The sequence below is a fragment of the Nocardia implantans genome, from assembly GCF_035544775.1.
GTDB lineage: Bacteria > Actinomycetota > Actinomycetes > Mycobacteriales > Mycobacteriaceae > Nocardia > Nocardia implantans.
In genome coordinates this window covers 252535-270887 of the sequence record NZ_JAYKYQ010000002.1, presented here as the reverse complement: position 1 = coordinate 270887, position 18353 = coordinate 252535, and the positions used below count along the sequence as shown (strand labels likewise).

The following is an 18353-nucleotide window of genomic DNA, read 5'->3' as shown; positions in this document are numbered from 1 at the left end:
TCGGTACGCTGGATGAGACAAATCGGATGAGGGAGCGCAGATGGCCTGGTTCGAGCGGGAATTCATCGCGGTCCCGGAGGACCGCAAGAACCAACTGGTCTACAAGTGGCCGGACATCAACATCCGCCGGTACAGCCGCGCGATGGTCAATGCCGACCAGATCGCCCTCTTCCTCAAATCCGGGCGGGTGGTCGGCGCGATGGGCCCGGGGCGCCACCGCATCGACGCCGACGAGCTCCCCGTGCTCGGCGCGCTCGTCGACACCCTCACCGGCGGCAACTTCTACCGCGCCGAACTGTATTTCGTCTCCACCCGCGAGTTCCCCGGGATTCGCTTCGGCGGACGGCTCGACGACATCCTCGACCCGGTCAGCGAGCAGGTGGTGACGCTGCGCGTGTTCGGCGAATTCGCCCTGAGCGTTCGCGACCCGGCCGAGCTGCTCACCGCGCTGTCGGGCACGGCCGATCTCACCGACCAGGAGCGCGTGCAGAACTGGTGCGCCGACCTACTGCTCAAATCCATGAAGATGGCGGTGACCCGGGGTGTCGCCGGCGGCGACTGGCCGGTGCTCGGTCTCTCGGCGCAACTGCAACCCATCGAGCAGGCGGTGCTGCGCCAGACCAACACCACCCTCTACGAATACGGGCTGCGCATCCCGCGGATGGGCAATTTCGACATCAGTCTGGCCCCGGAGGACGCCGAGCGCCTCAAGCGCCTGGCCAAGGACGTCAAGTACATCAACCTCACCGGTGATTTCCAGCGCTATGCCGCGGGCGAGCTCGCGCTCGGAGCGAGCCAGGGGTTCGCGCGCGGACACCACCACGGCGTCGAAGGCGGATTTCTCGGCGCGGCTTTGAGTTTGAACGCGATCGGTCACCACGTCGGCAACCACTCCCCCGCGCCGCAGCCGCCGGCCGCGTCGCCGGAGACGGCCCAGACCTCCTGCGCCGCTTGTGGATCCGCGAATCCGGCGAGCGCGAAGTTCTGCATGAACTGCGGAGCGCGCCTGGCCTCGCCACCGAGGCACTGCCCGAACTGCGGATCGGAAGCGACGCCCGGCGCCAAGTTCTGCGGCAACTGCGGAACGCCGATGCCCGGAGGCTGACGCCGCGCGCCTGCCTCCGGGCATCGTGGGGAAGGTCAGCCCGCGACCGTCGGCGCGACGGTCGACTCACCGCCGCTGACCATGCCGCGCACCTGCCGCGCCGCCACCGAGAGCGCCGCGAGATCGTGCGTCTCGGCGGCGAAGATCTGCGCCAGCGACGCGCCGGCACGGGCCAGCCGTGACCGGTTGGTCGACTCCCAGTAGGCGATCTTCTCCTCGGTGCTGTCCTGCGGCTCGGTCGCGGTCAGCACGTCTCGGGTCAGTGACCGCAGCGAATCGTAGAGATCCTCGCGCACCGCCAGGCGGGCCAGCGCCCGCCAGCGGCCGCCGCGCTCCAGCTTGCCCACCGCGGTCACCAGCCGTTCGATCTGGAAGTGCTCGTTGAGCGCGTAGTACAGCTCGGCGACCTCGGCGGGATCGCGATCGGCGATGTCGGCCAGGTCGAGCACGTCCAGCAGCGGGAAGCGGTGGATCAAGCCGAACGCCTCCTCGGTCAGTTCGCGCGGCGCGCCGCGGGCGATCGACCGCCGCGAACGCTCGGCGAGATCGTCGCTGAGGTAACCGGTCAACCACCCGGGCACCCGGCCGGAGAGGGCGCGAACGCCATCGCGGTACCTGGCGATATCCGCGCCGATCGCGATCGGCTGCGGCCGGTTGGACAGCAGCCAGCGCGCGGCCCGGTCCAAGGTGCGCTTGGTCTCCAGCTCCAGTTCGTTGCGCGCCGCCGTGGACATCGGCGTCTGCCTGATCCGCTCCCACAACTCGTGCAGATCGAAGATCTCCACCGCCGCCTTGTACGCGCGCACCGCGTCGTCGGTGGTCGCGCCGGCTTCTTCGGCGAGCCGGAAGGCATAGGTGATGCCGCCGTAGTCCACCATCTCGTTGACCACGACGGTGGCCACGATCTCACGCCGCAGCGGATGCCTGCCGATCGCCGCGGCGAACCGCTCCCGCAGGGGCGCCGGGAAGTAGGCGGGCAGCACCGAGGCGAACGCCGCGCTGTCGAGCAGGTCGCCTGCCAGCAGGTCGGCCTTGAGCGAGAGCTTGACGTGCGCCATCAGATTCGCCAGCTCGGGCGAGGTGAGCCCGGTCCCATCCGCGGCCCGGCGGGCCAGTTCCGCGTCGGTGGGCAGCGCCTCGAGTTCGCGATCGAGACCGCGGCGCTGCTCCAGGTCGTTGATCAGCCTGGCGTGCACCCCGGACATGCCTGCCGCGTCGGCCCGCGACATCCCGAGCCGGAAGTTCTGCGAGATGTTGTCGCGCAGCACGAGTTCGGATACCTCGTCGGTCATCGAGGCCAGCAGCGGATTGCGCTCCTCGACGGCGAGCTCGCCGCTGGAGACGACGGTGTCGAGCAGGATCTTGATATTGACCTCGTGATCGGAGCAGTCCACGCCCGCCGAGTTGTCCAGCGCGTCGGTGTTCATCCGCCCGCCGTTGCGGCAGAACTCGATGCGGCCCAGCGCCGTGGCGCCGAGGTTGCCGCCCTCGCCGATCACCTTGACCCGCAACTGATCCGCGTCGACCCGGACCGCGTCGTTGGACTTGTCGCCCACCTCCGCGTTGGTCTCCGTGCTGGCCTTGATGTAGGTGCCGATGCCGCCGTTCCACAGCAGATCGACCGGAGCCAGCAGAATGGCCTTGATCATCTCCGGCGGCGACAGCGTGGTGACGTTCGCGGGCAGGTCGAGTGCCGCGCGCACCTCCGGCGTCACCGGGATCGCTTTGGCCGAGCGATCGTAGACGCCTCCGCCGGGGCTGATCAGCGAGGTGTCGTAATCCGCCCACGACGACCTCGGCAACGCGAACATCCGCTGCCGCTCCCGGTAGGAACGCGCCGCGTCGGGAATCGGGTCGAGGAAGATGTGGCGGTGGTCGAAAGCGGCCACCAGACGAATGTGCTCGGACAACAACATCCCGTTGCCGAACACGTCACCACTCATGTCACCGACACCGACGACCGTGAAGTCTTGTGTCTGGGTGTCGATCTCCATCTCACGGAAATGACGCTTGACGCTCTCCCAGGCGCCTTTCGCGGTGATGCCCATCGCCTTGTGGTCGTACCCCGCCGAACCGCCGGAGGCGAACGCGTCACCGAGCCAGAAGTCGTAGCTCTGGGCCACGTCGTTGGCGATGTCGGAGAACGTCGCGGTGCCCTTGTCGGCGGCGACGACCAGGTAGGTGTCGTCGCCGTCCCGGCGCACCACCTGCGCGGGAGGGAGGACCTCGCCGGTCGCGCGATCGACGTTGTCGGTGATGTCCAGCAGGCCGGAGATGAACGTGCGGTAGCAGGCGACGCCTTCCGCACCGAGCGCCTGCCGGTCGGCGGCCGCGTCGCCGGTGGACGCGGGCGGCTGCTTCACCACGAAACCGCCCTTGGCGCCGACCGGCACGATCACCGCGTTCTTCACCGCTTGTGCCTTGACCAAGCCGAGGATCTCGGTGCGGAAGTCCTCCAGCCGGTCCGACCACCGCAGACCACCGCGCGCCACCGAGCCGAAGCGCAGGTGCACGCCTTCCACCCGCGGCGAGTAGACGAAGATCTCGAACTGCGGCTTCGGCTTGGGCAGTTCGGCGATCGCGTGCGGATTCAGCTTGACCGACAGGTAGTCCAGCGCGGAACCGGCCGCGTCGCGCCGGTAGTAGTTGGTCCGCAGGGTCGCTTCGATCAAGCCGAACAGCGCGCGCAGGATGCGGTCGGTGTCCAGGCTGACCACCGCGTCGATCTCGGCCTGCACCCGCTCGGCGATTTCCGCGGCGCGGTCGGCCGCCTCCGTCCCGACGCCCTCCGGATCGAAGTACGCCGCGAACAATTCGATGCACGACCGCGCCGTCGCCGGATGGGTGAGCAGCACGCGGGTGATGTTCCCGAACGTGTAGGCGAATCCGGCTTGCTGCAGGTACTTCGCGTAGGCCCGCAGCAACGCCACCTCACGCCAGTGCAAGCCGGCGCGCAGGACCAGTTCGTTGAGGCCGTCGACTTCGGCGCGGCCGAACCACATCGCCGTCACCGCGTCCGGGAAACGCCGCCGCACACTGGTTTCCGGCAGCGACGCGGCATCGACGGCGTGCGCCAGCTGGGCGGGCGGCTCGGCGGCGAGCGCTTCCCGCAGCGGCGCGGCGGTCACCCGCAGACCGAAGTCGTAGATCCACCGGTCCGGCCGGTCGGCCAGCTCGACGCGGTAGGGCCGCTCGTCGACCACTTCCACGCCGAGGCTGTGCAGCACCGGCAGCACCCGGCTCAACGAGATGCCCTCGCCCGCGACGTAGAGCGTGAATCGCCATTCCGGGGCGGCGGAGTCGCCCTGGCGGTAGAAGTCGGTGTCGATCTCCCCGTCCGACAGCCGCTCGAGGCGGCGCAGATCGCTGAGCGCGTGGGCCGGCTCGTGCTCCTGCTGGTAGCTGGTGGGGAAGGCCGCCGCGTAGTCGGTGGCCAGCGCCTGCGGCACGTCGGACGCGCCCGCGGCCTCGGCGACCAGCCGGTCGCCCCAGGTCCACGTCGTCGCCAGCAGCAGCTCCTGGATCCGCTCGCGATTGTCCTCGGAGATGTCGGCGGCGTCGGCGCCCGGCTTGCGATGCACCGTGAAATAGACGACGGCCAGCTCTGATTCGGTGGCCCGCGCCGAGTACGCGATCTGCTCGGCGTCGAACTGCTCGCGCAGGATGTCGCCCATGCGCACGCGGACCTCGGTGGAGTAGCGGTCGCGCGGCATGTAGACCAGGCAGTAGATGGTGTCGCTGCGCGAATCGCGCCGGATGAACAGCCGCACCTGCCGCCGCAGGCCCAGATTCATCACCGCGGAGACGGTTTCGAACAGCCTGCGCGCGTCGGTGGAGAACAGCTCCACCCGCGGGAACGACTGCATCATCTCCAGCATGGCCTGCCCGGAGAACGAGTCGAGACCGAAGCCGGCCCACTCGATGACCTGCAGCACGCGCCGGGAGATGACCGGGATGTCGAGGATGTTCTCGTGCAGGCCAGCGACGGTGAAGGTGCCGACGAAGACGTGCTCGCCCTTGACCATCTTCACGGTGTCGCCCCAGGCCGCACGGCCGCTCGGGTCGCTCGCGCCGTAGTCGGCCACGCTGATGAAGTACAGGTCCCTGGAACCGGGCAGCAGCGAGTCCACCGAGCCGTTGGCCATCCGCAGGACCGTGCGCTTGGCGCCGACCACGGGCACGCTGATGTCCGCGGTGGCGCCGTTGCCGAGGATGCCGAGCCCGGTGCCGGGCAGCTGCCACGGCTCGAAGGGCGCGTCGGCGCTCGGCGCGGAGCGGCGGAAGTGGTAGTAGCCGTATCCGAGCGGGGTGAAGTGTCCGTCCGACAGCCAGCGCAGCAGCCCGGCGGTCTGCGGGATCTCCGCGTCACCGGCCCATTGCGCCGCCTGATCGAGCTGGTCGGCAACGGTATTGAGCACCTCGACCATGGTCGGCGTGTCGTCGGCGACGCGGCGCAGGTCGGCCAGCAGCGGCGGCAGCGCTTCTTCGATCCGGTCCACCAGTTCATCGGACAGGCCCGTGCCGAGCTGCACGTGGATCCACGACTCGCGCAGCGTCCGCCCGTCGGCTTCACCGGCCGGTTCGGCCACGCCGTCCCTGGGCGCGATGGACAGCACCCGGCCGTCGGCGTCGCGCGACACGTCGAACACCGGATGCACGACCTCGGTGACCGTGGCGCCGAGGCGGCGCAGCGCGGCGGTCACCGAGTCGACCAGCAACGGCATGTCGTCGTTGACGATCTGGATCGCGGCGCCGACCCCGGCGCTGTCGTCCGGCCGGTAGACGCGGGTGGTCGCCGAGCCGGGCGCGCGGGTGGCCGCCAGCTCCAGATGCTGACGGAAGATCCGCTCGGCCCGATCCGTGATCGCCGACGCCGAGGACCCCGGCTGGATCCAGCGGAAGTACGCCGCTTCCAAATCGGTCGGATCATCGCGGAACCGCTTCGGTGAAATCGTCTGCTGGGTGGTTGCCACCATCGATCCGTTGCCTTCCCGAGAACTGCGCTCGTACGTGTTTCGTACTTCACATAACGTACCGCTGGATAACGGCACAATCAACAGTGTAACAATAATTTCCCTGGGCCGACATGGGTTACGGCGGCCGGATCAGGGATTTTCCGGGTCCGGCGGAAGGGAGCGCTGCTACGTCAGCGGACCAGCCCCGCACGCGACAGGAAAGTCTGCGCGCCCGTCCGCCCGGCGAAGTTGCCCGTCTCCAACCGGAGACCGGTCCGGGTGTCGGCGTACCAGACGGTTGCCGAGGGGCCGATCGCCGCGTAGACCGGGCCGTCTACGATGGCCGTCGCGCCCGCGCCGCGCCAGCGGGAGATGGTCTCGGCCAAGCGATCCTGCGGTAGGAGTTCGGCGTAGAAGGTCAGGTCACGGCCGCCGGCGATATTGCCGAACAGCATCGGGTCGGTGGCGGCGACGACGCACTTCTCCCGCTGCCCTCCGGAATCCAGCGGTTGACAGGTCGCCGCTGTGCGGAGCATGTCGGGCATGGCCCGGACCGGCGCGCTCCCCTGCGCGAGCGACGGCAGCGACGGCGAACACGACCGCAGCCCCCACACCACGGCCACCACCATCAGCAGCGCGAGCACGCCGACGGCCTGCCACTGCCAGCGCGGATACGTCTTGTCCACAAACCTTTTCGCCTCGCCGCCGACCTTCTCTGCGACTTCGGCGACCTGGGTGGGCAGCTTCTCCCCGACGGATTTCATCGTGTCCACGGCCCTGCGCAGCGGCGCTCCGCAATGCGTGCAGCGGGAATCGGCACCGGTGTTGCGGTGCGAGCAGTACTGGCAGACCAGCTCCGGCGGCGCGGACACCTCAGCGCCCCGTGATGACGATGGAGGAGATGGCGGTGGTGTTGATCGACGGTTCGCCCTTGGACTCCAGCACGGTCAGCACGATCTTCGATGCGCTCACCGCGGGCTCCATCTTCGTCACCACCAAGGTTCGCTGGTCGAGGGTCGGCTGCGTGTAGACGGTCTTGGCGCTGTCGTCGAACCGGTAGGAAACCCTGCTCACCGTGCGGTATTTCGCCCACTGGTCGACGCCGTCCGCGCTGATGTGATCCCAGCCGGGCACGATGCCGATCGATTCGATCTGGTAGGTCTTGCCCAGATCGATGGTGATGACCTGACCGTCCACCTTGTAGGCGCGCACGCACGACCATGCCTTGCCGGTCTGACCGCCGAAAGCGTCCATCGCCGAGGTGCTGCCGGGCGGGCACTTCGACTCCGCCGACTTCGGCTGGATGATCGAGCTCGACGGCGCGGCGGGTGAGGTCGGCGCCGCCGAGGTCGGCGGCGGCGTGACGACAAGCACCTGATTGCTCGACGTGTTCTCCTGGCCACCGGTGGTGATCAGCAGCAGCACCAGCAGCACGGCGAGCACCGCGGCGACGATCAGCGCGACCTTGGGTTTGCGCAGTTGGGTGAGCACGTCCTTGGCGAGCTGCTGCGCGGGCGGAAGCCGGTTGCCCGTCGCGGCGGGCTGGCGTTGCGGCTCCGGCTCCGGCTCGGCGGGCGCGTTCGTGCGCGCGGCGACCGAGGAGTAGTCGTTCGCGAAATCCATCGCGGGCGTGGCATCCTGCGCCTGCCCGTTCAGCAGCGCCAGAATTCGCTCGCTCGCCTTCGGACCGTCACCGCTGCGCCGCCGCGGCGCGACCTCGCTCGGCTGCGAGTCCAGATCGGGTAATCCGATCGACGCGACGCTGCTCTCCCCGCCGCCCACCTCGACGCCGCGGCTGAAGCCGACGCTGTCCACCGAAGTCGCGGCAGGGGACCCGAGCGAAGGATCGGCGAGCAGAGTGTCGAGGACCGCACCTCGATGACGGAGAAAGACGTCTCCCGGGTCCTCGACGGGCATGATCCGGATCGTATCCGCCCGCGGCCTCCCGCCGAGACCGCGCTATTCCCGCTGGAGAGAACAGCCGGCAGGCCGGATCAGCGCTTCTTCTCCTCGGTCACGAAGTACTCCGGCGGCACGTCGAACACCCGCGCCAGCGCGATCACCAGGTCGAGGCGCGGGATCGCGTCACCGTGGATCAGCCGGTACAGACCGGACTGCGACACCGGCACGTCCGGGTAGGCCAGCTCCAGGTGCTGCGCCAGCGAGTAGAGCGTCAGCGACCGCGTCGATCCGTCCTCGGTCGAGACGACGGACTCCGCGATCAGCTCCGACAACCGGCTGGAGAAGATGGCCGCGGCGGCCTGTCTGGGGGTGAGCGCGTCCCCGGCGTCCTGATGAGGGAGATCGCCGCCATCGGAATGGGTGTCCGCTACCACGGTGATAGACATTAACCGACCGCTCCCATCAGCTCACGCGACGGCCACCGGGTTGCGGAGGCGCAACCACGGGTCCTGGTGCCCCCGCGGGATGCGCGGGCGGACCGTCGACAGTATCGAAATATCGGGTTTCGCCTCTCGGCTCGATCAGATCGACCCGCACCGTGCGCATGGGAATGCTCACGTCCACCGCGGTCGCGCTGACCTGGTTGATCGCGAGATCGACAGCGCGCCTGCGCGGACCGCCGGGCTCGCTGATGGTGACCGTCGTGTGCGCGCTGGACGCACGCGGCGGCAGATGGTCGAAGACCGCGATGGTGGCCGTGGTCTCCGCCTCCCCATTTGCTGGGCCGGTGTGCTCGTCGCCGGGGTCGGCCAAGCGCATGGAGCGCGGGTCGCCGACGGCGGTGACGAGTTGACGCCAGCTGTCCGGCCGCGCCGAGTGGATCTCCACGTCGGCGCCGACCACCATCGCCCGCAGGATGATCTGCTGGGCGACGGGCAGCTTGGCATGGACATCGATGGTGCGTCTGCGCGGGTTGAACCGGGCCGGATCGAACAGCGGCAGCGCCAGGGTGTGGCGCGGCTGGCCGCTGATCGCGCCGAGGATCTGGCCGTTCGGGCCGATCGCGATGGCCAGCCCGGCGGCGAGGTCCTCCGGCGCGATGTCGGCGCCGGACTCGAAGCCGCGCAGGGCGCGGATGGAGGAGCCGGTGGGCAGCGACGCCAGCAGAGCCGTGGACTGGTCGCCGCCGAGCAGCCGCAGATAGTCCGGCGGTTCGGTGGTGACGGGCGGACCGATGAACCGCACCAGGGCGCGCGGACCCTCGGTGTCGGAGGTCAGGCTCACCACCAAGGTGGTTCGTCCGCGGTTCCAGGTCCAACAGTCGTCCAGGCCGACCCCGTCCAGCCGGGACCAGTCGATCAGGAAGCTGGTCACACACCGGCCCGGCACCGGCGTCTGCAGGTTGCTCCAGGTTTCGCGCAGGTCGGACAATTCGATTCCGGCGTGCAGCAGGCGCGTCGCGTCCCGCAGGGCGGCCGCGGGCAGCGGGTGCGCGGCGATGCCCCGCTCGCGCAGCCGGCCCGCGATCCGATGCGTGGCGCTGGCCAGTGCTTTGGGGGCGACCACCGCGCACGGCCCGCGCTTGCTCAGCGCGGCGAGGTTGCGTTCCTGGTCGAGGCGGACCACCAGCCAGGTCAGCCGGTCGCCCACCACCGGGTGCGAGCCGATCAGCTGGTCGTAGAGCATGCTGTAGCTGCCGGTGGAACGCACGCGCTGTCCGGTCGTGACGATGTCGATGTCCACCGAGATGCCGTACTGGTCCAGCATCGGCAGCAGCAGGTCGACCGGAATGGTGTCCTCGGTGTAGAGCGTCCGCTCGGCGATCACGGTGGGCAGGTCCAGATTCGGCGCGAGCTGGATCATCGCGATCAGGGTGCTGCCCGCCTCGTTGACGCCGCAGACGCCGGCGGCGACCTGCACGTCGTCGATCCTGGCGGTCTGCGTGCGTTCGCGGGCCCGCGCGGATCGGCCGGTGCGGTAGGCCGCCCAGTCGAGCAGCCAGCGCATACCGGTCCGCCCGTTCACCCGGACGGTCACCGTCGCCACCAGCACCGTGACCACCACCGCGCTCACCCACCACGGCGTCTTGGCCGACAGGCCGACCAGCAGCGGGCTGCCGACGACGACGAAGGCGGCGAACGGACCACGCTCGACGCCGGCGACCCGTACGCTCGGAAAGCTCACCGGCGCCTCCGCATCGCCGAGTTGAGGTGACTGCCCGCGAGGCCGAGCAGCAGCGCCGCGAGGATCACGACGGTCGCGGTGATGGCGGGACGCAGATCCTTGGGCCGCGGCGCGGGAGGTATGGGCAGTTCCGCGGACCGGAACAGGCCCGCGGGTTGCTGCGGCGGCGTGCGGTAACTCAGGGCGGCGAGCGGGTCGATCACGCCCGCGCCCACCACGTTGTCGATGCCGCGGGCCGGGGCGTGCGCACTGGCCTGCAGGCGGGCGGCGATCTCGCGCGGGGTCTCGTTGGGGAAGCGTGAGCGCAGCAGGGCGGCCACCCCGCTGACGTAGGCCGCGGCGAACGACGCGCCGCCGACCGGCACCAGCTTGTCCGGCTCGCCGATGCCGTTGATCAGGCCACCGCCGCCTGGACCGAGCGATTCGATGCCGGTGCCGGGGGCGGCGACCGAAACCCACGGTCCGGTGAGCGAATCGGGCATGGGCGCGCCGTTGGCGGTGGTGAATCCCACCGTGAGCACGTCGGGGCCGAACCACCCCGGCGTGGAGATGGTCTTCACGTCGCGCCAGTTGCGCGGGTCGGCGGGACGCGTCGGGTCGATGTCAGGGTTCTGTACGCAGTTGTCGCCGCCGGCGGCGTTGCCCGCTCCCGCGACGATGAGCGCGCCGCGGCCGTGCACCGCGTAGCCGATCGCCGCCGACAGCATGGACTGATCGACCTGCGCGTCCACCGGCAGGCAGATCGGCAGCGACACCGTGATCACCGAGGCGCCCTGATTCGCGGCGCGCGTGATCGCCCGCGCGAGCGTCCTGATGTCGACGGCCTTCCGCTGGTTCGGGTCCGAACCCGGTCGTTCGGGGCTGAACGCGCCGGAGCGGACGCGGATGGAGACGATGCGCGCGTCCGGGGCCACGCCGGCGAATCCGTCCGCGGGATCGGACGTCGCGCCGATGATCCCGGCCACCAGCGTGCCGTGCGCGTCGCAGTCGGACAGGCCGTCACCGCCCGCCGCGAGGTAGTCGCCGCCTCCGATCAGGTTGGGCAGGCGCGGATGTGGCTGCACTCCCGTGTCGATGACGGCCACGGTCACCCCCGCGCCCCGGCTCAGCGCCTTGGCCCGGCGCAGATCGAGCGCCAGCTCCGCGGGCGGAGTGCGGGTGAGGTCGCTGTCGGGCAGCACACCCGCGGCCAGACAGCCCTTTTCCTGCTTCATCGGCTGCTCTGGCCCCGGCGGGTCGTCCGCGGGCGGCGCGCCGACCACGACCTGCGGCGGTTCCAGGGCGAGGGCGGGGGCGGCCGCAACGGCCAGTATCACCCCCGCCAGAACCGCCGCAGCGGCACTGCCGACCTTCATCAGATCCCTCGCATCGCGGTGTAGACGCCCATGATCCAGAAGGCGATCACCGGAACCACCAGGATGAGCGCGTATTCCACCAGATCGATGACACGGCGGGTGACCGGGGACAACCGCTTGCCCGGCAGCCGCAGCGCCGCGAGACACGCCGCGCACGCCGCCGAGGCCACCACGAGCCCGACGACCAACCGGGCGACCGGAGTCTCGTACGCGCCGACCAAGACGAAACCGACACCGCACACGGTGACGGCGGATCCGGCGATGAGCGCGATCGCCTGGACCCGGTCCGGATGCCAGCGCGCGCGCATCGCCAGCAGACCGCCGATCGCGGCGGCCATGACGATTTCGCGAATACCACCCGGGCTCGCCGCGGCCGCGACCACGGCGGAGACCGCGAGCACCGTGGCGATCGCGGCCATCAGGCCGCGCAGGCTGGTCACCGCCAGCCGGGCGCGGCTTTCGATGCCCGCTTCGTTGGCATTGCGCTGCTGCTCGCCGACCGCGGTGTGCTCGTCGCCCTCGCGTACCGTCTCCGCGTCGAAGATGTCGGTCAGCGTGGTCGGCGAGACCTCGTTGCCCGGGTCGGGCAGATCCGGCGGCCGGATGCGGGCGATGACCACGGCCAGGCGTGGCGCCATGGTCAGCAGCACGACCGCGACGAAAGCGGTGCCGCCCGCGACCTGCCCCACGGACAGGTCCGCGTAGGTCAGCGGCAAGGCCGCCGCGGTCAGCACGATGCCGAGTACGGTCACCGCCATCAGGGTCGCGATGCCCACCCCGCTCAACCGCATCATGGTGGCGGCGGCCACCGCGGCGACCACCGCCCCCGCCGCCAGATTGGCCGCGGCGAACGGACCCGGCTGGCCGTAAGCAGGCGGCACCAGCATCGCGCCTCCGGCGAACAGCAGCGGCGTCGCCGCCAGCGTCAAGCCGAGGGAGATCATCGCCGCGGCGTCGCGCCTGCGCGACTGCGCGGCCGCCGCCCAGCACAAGCCGCCCAGCAACAGCGCGGGCAGGCCGCACCACAAGGTGGAACCGGTCATGGTCCACGACCAGGCCAGCATGGCGGCCACCGCCGACGCCCCGATCCCCAGCACGGTCAAGCCCACGATCGCGGCGGTCTTCGCGTCGAACTCGGCGAACTCGCGCTCGTTGATCATGGCGAGCGCGTCGGTGATGTCCTCGACCACCGGCGTGAACACCTCCGCCGACTCGACCACCGACAGCATCAGCACCGTGCCGTCGGTGATGTCGTGGTCGGCCAGGCTGCGCCAGCGCGGGATCGGCGGCTCGCCCGGACGCGCGAGGCTCCACTGGCCCTGCGGCGGCGTGAAATCGACGTTCTCGTCATCGATCGCCGAGGCCAGCACGACCAGCAGATCATCGATGAACGTCTCGATGGTGAACTTGGTCGGCACCACCACGTCGACCTGATAGCTGGAGACCAGCACGGCGATCCTGGCCCGCGCGACCTCCGCCGACGGCTGCGTCCCGGCAGGCGCGGGCGCGACGGCAGTGCTCATCGCCATCCTCCGCGGTCACCGGAGTTGTCGGCGCCGCCGGCCAGGTATCCAGGGAATCCATCGGCCAGCCAGGCGGCCAGTTCCTCGAACGCGAGCACGGTCTCCTTCTCCAACAGCCGCAGGTCGATTTCGCCGCCCTCGGCCAGATGCGCGTCGTAGGGCAGCACACAGGTGGGGCGCTGCGCGGTCTCGAACAGCTTCTCGATCGCGTCCACGTCCACGGTCGGCTTCAGCGGCTGGTGATGCACGATGCCGACGATCGACTTCGCGATCAGGTGTTGCAGCCCATGAGAACTCAGCCAGTTCAGGGTGGCCACCGCGCCGGTCACGCCGCCGACCGTGGCCGGGGTGACGACCACGACGGCGTCGCTGGTCTGCAGCACCGTCGCCGTCGCCGAATCCAGCACACCGGTGCCGCAATCGACCACGAGCAGGTTGAAGTGCTTGCGCAGTACTTCGACGGCGGTGCTGTACTCGCGGCCCGACAGCGCCTCGGTGGCCTCGGTGCTCCACGGCGACGCGATCACCGCGAGGTCGGCGGAGTTGATCGACGTGAACGACTGCACCGCCGAGAAGGCGTCGAGGTTCTGCGACTGCGCCAGGTCGCGCAAGGTCAGACCGTAGGGGTGCCTGCAGGTGCGGGTCGAGAGGTCGCCGAAGTCCGGGTTGGCGTCGATCGCGACCACCCGGTCCGGGCGCAGGCTGGCGAAGGTGGAGCCGAGCGTCGCCGCGGTGGTGGTGCGGCCGACGCCGCCCTTCACGCTGATCACCGCGATCTGATACGTCGTGGTGAGCTGACGCCGGATGCGCGCCTTGCGGTCCTCGGCGCGCTGCTCGGCCGGGGAGAGGCCGAGGTTGAAGCCGACCTTGTTGAGCGCGCCGCGCACACCGGAGTTGGAGCGCAGCTGGGCCCGCTTCGCGGCGGAGATGTCGGCGAGCAGTTCGATCGAGCTGAGGGCGGCGGGCAGCACCTCGATCCGCGGCGTCGGCTCGTAGGCGGAGTGGTCGACGCGTTCGGGCACCCATGGCGTCGCCGAACTCGACGACCACTCCTGATTCGCGGATGCCGCTTCGTTGCGCGCGATCGCCTGGGACGGCGTGGCGGCGGAGTAGTCGGCCTGGTACTGCTCGGCGGACCGCTGCCCTGCCGAATGCTGTTGCGCCGTCTGCTGCGCGGCTCCGGGCGGTGCGGCCGGGGGATGCGGCGCGGGCGTGCTCGCCTGCGGCGGCGCGTTCGTCGGAGCCGGAGGTGTATTGGGGTGCGCCGCCGCTGCGTTCGCCTGCCGTGGGGGTGGCCCACTCGCGACGGGAGGTGGCGTCACCCCCGCCTGCGTGGGGCGGGGGCCGGATTCCCCGGGGGGCGCTTGCGGCTCGCGCGGCGCGCCGATCACGGGGTCGGCGGGCGTGGAATTCTCGGCGTCCTGGCGGGTCTCGGGGGCTGGGCCCGGCGCGACGGCCGCGTCGGCCAGGTCGTTCGTCGGTGCGAAGTACGCGTCGTAACCGCCGCGAGCGCGCGCGGACTCGGCCGCATGACCGTTGATGCTCGGTGCTCGGTTCATTTCCGTCGTCCTCTCGACAAACACTGTCCGACGTTCAGCTCGTTCTGCTGGTGTCGAACCAACTTCGGCCGGGCACCAGATCGATGAGCGCACCGATGCCCGACCGCAAGGCCGCGTCGTCCCCAGGGGCGAACGTGGACCATATCTCTCCATCCATCGCCCTGCTCGGGGTGACGATCAGCCGCCCCGACGTCGTGTCGAGCACGCTCACCGACACCTCCGGCCGCGCCTGGCTGCCGTCCCGGTGCTCGATAACCAGGATCTCGGCCCGGCGCACCACCTCGGTGAGCGCCCGGCTCAGGACCGCTGCGGTGTGCGGCTGGGCGCCCAACTCCAGCAACGCCTGTCGTCGTTCGTCCGGGTCGGACGGAACCTCGCCGAGTTGCTCGACCGTGGCGGTCACCGGTGTGAAGCGCAGTGCCTCCGCGGGACCGAGCGCGGCGGCCAGCGCGGCCGTCAGGTTGTCCAGATTCTGCCCGTCCTGGAACATCGTCTGGATCACCACCTCATCGTCGCAGCGCAACGCCAGCACATGGGTGTCATCACTGCGCACCAGCGAGAACCGCAGCATCGCTCGCGGCTGCCCGTCCGATCCGGTGGACATGATCCTGGCCGCCAGTTCCACGTCCGGCCGGTCCAGGCACCGCACCCAGTGCTCGACCACCGGGTGCACACGGTCACCGTCGATGATGCCCGCCTCGGTGAGTCGCTGCGCTACGACAGCGTGCACCCGTTCCCGATCCTCGAGCCGGTAGATGTTCGGTAGCAGCGCCAGCACCGGCGGATACGAGTCGATGCCGACCAGCTCTTTCAGCACGAGGGCGGCATCGACATTCAGATCGATGGCTACCGGATCTGCTTCCAGGGGAAAGGCCTCCTCTCCTTGCACCGGACCTCGGCTACGGTGTGGCTCACCGCGCGGGCTCCGAGTCGGCCGTCGCCGGCTCGTCCGCGGCGCCTTCGATCACCCCGACCAGCAGCAGCTGTTCGCTTTCCGGCTCGTCGATCTCGTCTCGCCGGTCGGCGTCGCCGTATTCGATGACGCCGATCACCGGGGGCTGCTCGAGCACGGGGACATCCTGCGGCTCACCGGGCACGAACACCTTCGACTTCTTGCGGTCCTCGTCGCGCCTGCGCCGCCGCATCTGCGCCTTGGGTGCGGTCGCTCCGCGCGGTGCGGTCGGACGCGAGGCGGGCCCGCCGCCGGTCGGATTCGGCGACGCGCCGAACGCGGTTCCTCGGCCGAGGGACCAGTTGGACGGCATCCGGAAACCGCTGGCGGCGCCGGGCATGGCGTTCAGTCCTCCGGTGGTCATGTTGAGCGCCACCAGGGTGCCCGCTCCGCCGTACAAGCCCGCCAGCGTGGTCGAATTCTGCGACGCTCCGAGGAGACCTTGCTGGTCGAACGAGCCGTCCATCCCCGAATTGGCCAGTGAATCCGACAGCGACGAGTTGTTCATGTCCGGAAGCTGATCGGTGGGTTGTGTGGTGTCCACCGGCTGCGTGGTGTCGGTGGGCTGTGTGGTGTCGCCGGGTTGAGTCGTGTCGCCCGGTTGCGTGGTGTCGCCGGGCTGCGTCGTGTCACTCGGCTGGCTGGTGTCGGTGGGATCGGGATTGGATTTGACCGGATCGCTACCGGTGTCACCGGTCTGGTGATTCACCACGTCCTGGGTCGTGTGCCCGGTATCGGTGTCCAGCGGATTCGTGATATCCGGCGTGGACAGCAGGTTCGGCGCCGACTCCAGCCCCGAACCACCGTTGACGATCGGCAGGGGAACCTCGGGCGTCGGCAACCCGGCCAGCACTCCGGAGGCCGCGGTATCGTAGCCGGCCATCACCCCCGCCGCCGCTGCCGTGATCGCCAGATATTCGAGCTCGCTCAGCGCCATGGCCCCGAGGGTCAGCGGGGCCAGCTGCGTCGTGCTGGCGGCGGCGAGAGCCGCCTGTTTCGCATACCATTCCGCCAGCCACGCTTCCACACCCAGCATGGCTGCCTCGGCCTCGCCGAAGATCATCCCCAGCTCGGCCGCGGATTTCGCGGCATCCATAGCGACGACGGCCTGCCTGTGCAGCCAGCCCGCGTGCTGACGAAATGCCGCTTGGGCGCGCTCGGACGACAGTCCTTCCCACGCCCCGCCCATCTCGGCCGTCGAGCCATCCGTGCCGCTGGCGGTGGCCGCCAACCCGGCGGCCAAGTCGGCATAGGCGGCCGCGGCAGTGGTGAGCGCGGACACGCCGGGGCCGGACAGCAACCGGTGGATGTTCACTTCCGGTGGCAACGCGAAGTAATCGAACGACATGAACGGCATGGCATCGGCCTCGCTCGCAGCGGCTCGGACTACTCGCCGAACGCCACGCCTCTCGCGCTGATGTGACTGTCGCCGGCGGCGTCCGCGGCGCAATAGCAGGCGTCCACCTCGGGCAGGTGCGGCTCGGCCATGATGCGGTGGTTCACTCCCTGGACCGTCTTGTCGTAGAGGTCGGTCGCGAAGCCGAAGAATGCCTCGGTGATCTTCTCGCTCACGGAATCGCAGCCCGGCGGTAGTGGGACACACCCGGCCGCGGTCGTACCTGTCGTCGCGGCCAGCGCGGCCGTCCCGGTGCTCAGTTGCGCGGCGATAGCGGGGAGTTGCCCTGGAGTGAGACTGAAGTACATGGAAAGCTCCTAACGAAGGGCGCCGTGCTCGCGTCGAGCGGTGCAATCAGAACGTTAAGGCATTCCCAGTGTTGGGGATAGCGGTGCGGGACGCGCATTCCACCCCTGTCCGGCCGAAACTCGTTGGGCCAGAATTGATCCATACATCCACGGGCGGCACGTCACGTGACACGACCCGGGGGCCGCCCTCCCCGCATAGGACCGATGACATGCGATCGCCCTCGACGAAGTCCGTTCGAGCGAACTCGTCGAGGGCGATGGCGGATATCGTGGTCTCGCCTCGGGCGCGCGACAGCGACCCGAGCGGAGTCGCTAGATCCCGATCTGCGAGAACCGCATGGCCTGACCGGTGTCGACGACGCGGAACTGACCGTCGATACCGGACACAGCCTTGGTGGCCGCCTTCAGCTGGGTCAGCGCCTCGTTGTACTGGTCGATCTGCTGCTTGACGCGAGTCTGCAGGTCGCCGTTGGAGGTACCGGCGTCACCCTGGAAGTTCTCGGCGAGCAGCTTGGCCAGCGTGTCGCGCTCGCCCGCGTCGACCATCATGTTGCTGAGCACCTGGTCGGTGCGGATGACCAGGCCCTCGACGGCATCGTAATCATTCTTCAAAGCCATTTTCCGAAACCTTTCCTGATTGTTTTCTGCTGCGGATCCGGCATCAGAAATTGAGGTTGTATTTGTTGACCTGCGACGCGTTCTCCTGGTCCTGGCTGTCGAACGTCGCACCTGCGGCATTCAGCGCGTCGACGATTTCCATGAAGGTCTGGTGCAGCTTCGACCCCTTGTCGAGGGCTCCCTGCATCGCCGCCTGGATGGCGTTTCCGGTCGCGCCCTGGACAGCGGGCGCGTACTCCATCTTGATGCCCTCGAGAATACCCTGGTGGTTCTTGAAGGTATCGGCGTGCGTGAAGAACTTCTTGGCGGCGGCGTTGATCTCGGACGGGTCGCCGGTGTAGCCGATGGGCATATCTGTTCCTATCCTATAAGGCGTTTACGTTGCCTCGGACGGGTTCGCCGAGGACGTTGACAGCGTGTGCGTCGCAATCGTCGATGCGCGGCTCGGGCCATCGACGTCCTCGACCACACCGAATACAGGGGATCTCTCCAGTAC

Annotated in this window: 14 protein-coding genes; 1 reads left to right on the top strand and 13 read right to left on the bottom strand. The window is 69.4% G+C overall.

Translation table 11 applies throughout. The features are described 5' to 3' along the window. The first annotated feature begins 40 nt into the window (after window positions 1-40). A complete protein-coding gene (locus tag U3653_RS05470) occupies window positions 41-1105 on the top strand; it encodes an SPFH domain-containing protein (protein WP_195077519.1) in 1065 nt (354 codons plus the stop codon). Window positions 1106-1140: 35 nt separating this feature from the next. On the opposite strand, the gene U3653_RS05465 is transcribed toward U3653_RS05470, so the two are convergent. The 13 genes from U3653_RS05465 to U3653_RS05405 form a co-directional block, all read right to left on the bottom strand. Beyond that, window positions 1141-6081, bottom strand: coding sequence for an NAD-glutamate dehydrogenase (locus U3653_RS05465; protein ID WP_195077518.1), 4941 nt, complete (start codon window positions 6079-6081; stop codon window positions 1141-1143). Window positions 6082-6251: 170 nt separating this feature from the next. After that, entirely contained in the window at window positions 6252-6932 is a 681-nt protein-coding gene (locus U3653_RS05460) for a hypothetical protein (RefSeq protein ID WP_195077517.1), read from the bottom strand. Window position 6933: 1 nt separating this feature from the next. After that, window positions 6934-7977, bottom strand: coding sequence for a hypothetical protein (locus tag U3653_RS05455; RefSeq protein WP_195077516.1), 1044 nt, complete (start codon window positions 7975-7977; stop codon window positions 6934-6936). Between the two features lie 77 nt (window positions 7978-8054). Next, window positions 8055-8408 carry a helix-turn-helix domain-containing protein gene (locus tag U3653_RS05450; RefSeq protein ID WP_040775643.1) on the bottom strand — a complete coding sequence of 118 codons (354 nt, stop codon included), beginning with the start codon at window positions 8406-8408 and terminating at the stop codon, window positions 8055-8057. Between the two features lie 16 nt (window positions 8409-8424). After that, on the bottom strand, window positions 8425-10146 hold the full coding sequence (eccE, locus tag U3653_RS05445; protein WP_195077515.1) for a type VII secretion protein EccE: 1722 nt from the start codon (window positions 10144-10146) through the stop codon (window positions 8425-8427). Beyond that, the gene (gene mycP / locus U3653_RS05440; protein ID WP_195077514.1) at window positions 10143-11501 is read right to left on the bottom strand and encodes a type VII secretion-associated serine protease mycosin; all 1359 of its coding nucleotides are present in this window, start codon (window positions 11499-11501) and stop codon (window positions 10143-10145) included. Before mycP ends, eccE begins: the two co-directional genes overlap by 4 nt. After that, entirely contained in the window at window positions 11501-13024 is a 1524-nt protein-coding gene (gene eccD / locus U3653_RS05435; protein ID WP_195077513.1) for a type VII secretion integral membrane protein EccD, read from the bottom strand. The genes mycP and eccD overlap by 1 nt, the downstream gene beginning before the upstream one ends. After that, window positions 13021-14583, bottom strand: a complete 1563-nt coding sequence (locus tag U3653_RS05430) for a MinD/ParA family ATP-binding protein (protein WP_195077512.1) — start codon at window positions 14581-14583, stop codon at window positions 13021-13023. The genes eccD and U3653_RS05430 overlap by 4 nt, the downstream gene beginning before the upstream one ends. Window positions 14584-14617: 34 nt before the next feature. Next, on the bottom strand, window positions 14618-15472 hold the full coding sequence (locus U3653_RS05425) for an ESX secretion-associated protein EspG (RefSeq protein WP_323123924.1): 855 nt from the start codon (window positions 15470-15472) through the stop codon (window positions 14618-14620). Window positions 15473-15494: 22 nt separating this feature from the next. Next, window positions 15495-16883: a PPE domain-containing protein gene (locus U3653_RS05420; protein WP_195077511.1), complete on the bottom strand. Its 1389-nt coding sequence runs from the start codon at window positions 16881-16883 to the stop codon at window positions 15495-15497. Window positions 16884-16921: 38 nt separating this feature from the next. Continuing rightward, a complete protein-coding gene (locus tag U3653_RS05415) occupies window positions 16922-17239 on the bottom strand; it encodes a PE domain-containing protein (RefSeq protein WP_195077510.1) in 318 nt (105 codons plus the stop codon). A gap of 312 nt (window positions 17240-17551) precedes the next feature. Continuing rightward, the gene (locus U3653_RS05410; RefSeq protein ID WP_195077509.1) at window positions 17552-17857 is read right to left on the bottom strand and encodes a hypothetical protein; all 306 of its coding nucleotides are present in this window, start codon (window positions 17855-17857) and stop codon (window positions 17552-17554) included. A 43-nt stretch (window positions 17858-17900) separates the two neighbouring features. Next, the gene (locus U3653_RS05405) at window positions 17901-18209 is read right to left on the bottom strand and encodes a WXG100 family type VII secretion target (protein ID WP_195077508.1); all 309 of its coding nucleotides are present in this window, start codon (window positions 18207-18209) and stop codon (window positions 17901-17903) included. Between the last annotated feature and the right edge of the window lie 144 nt (window positions 18210-18353).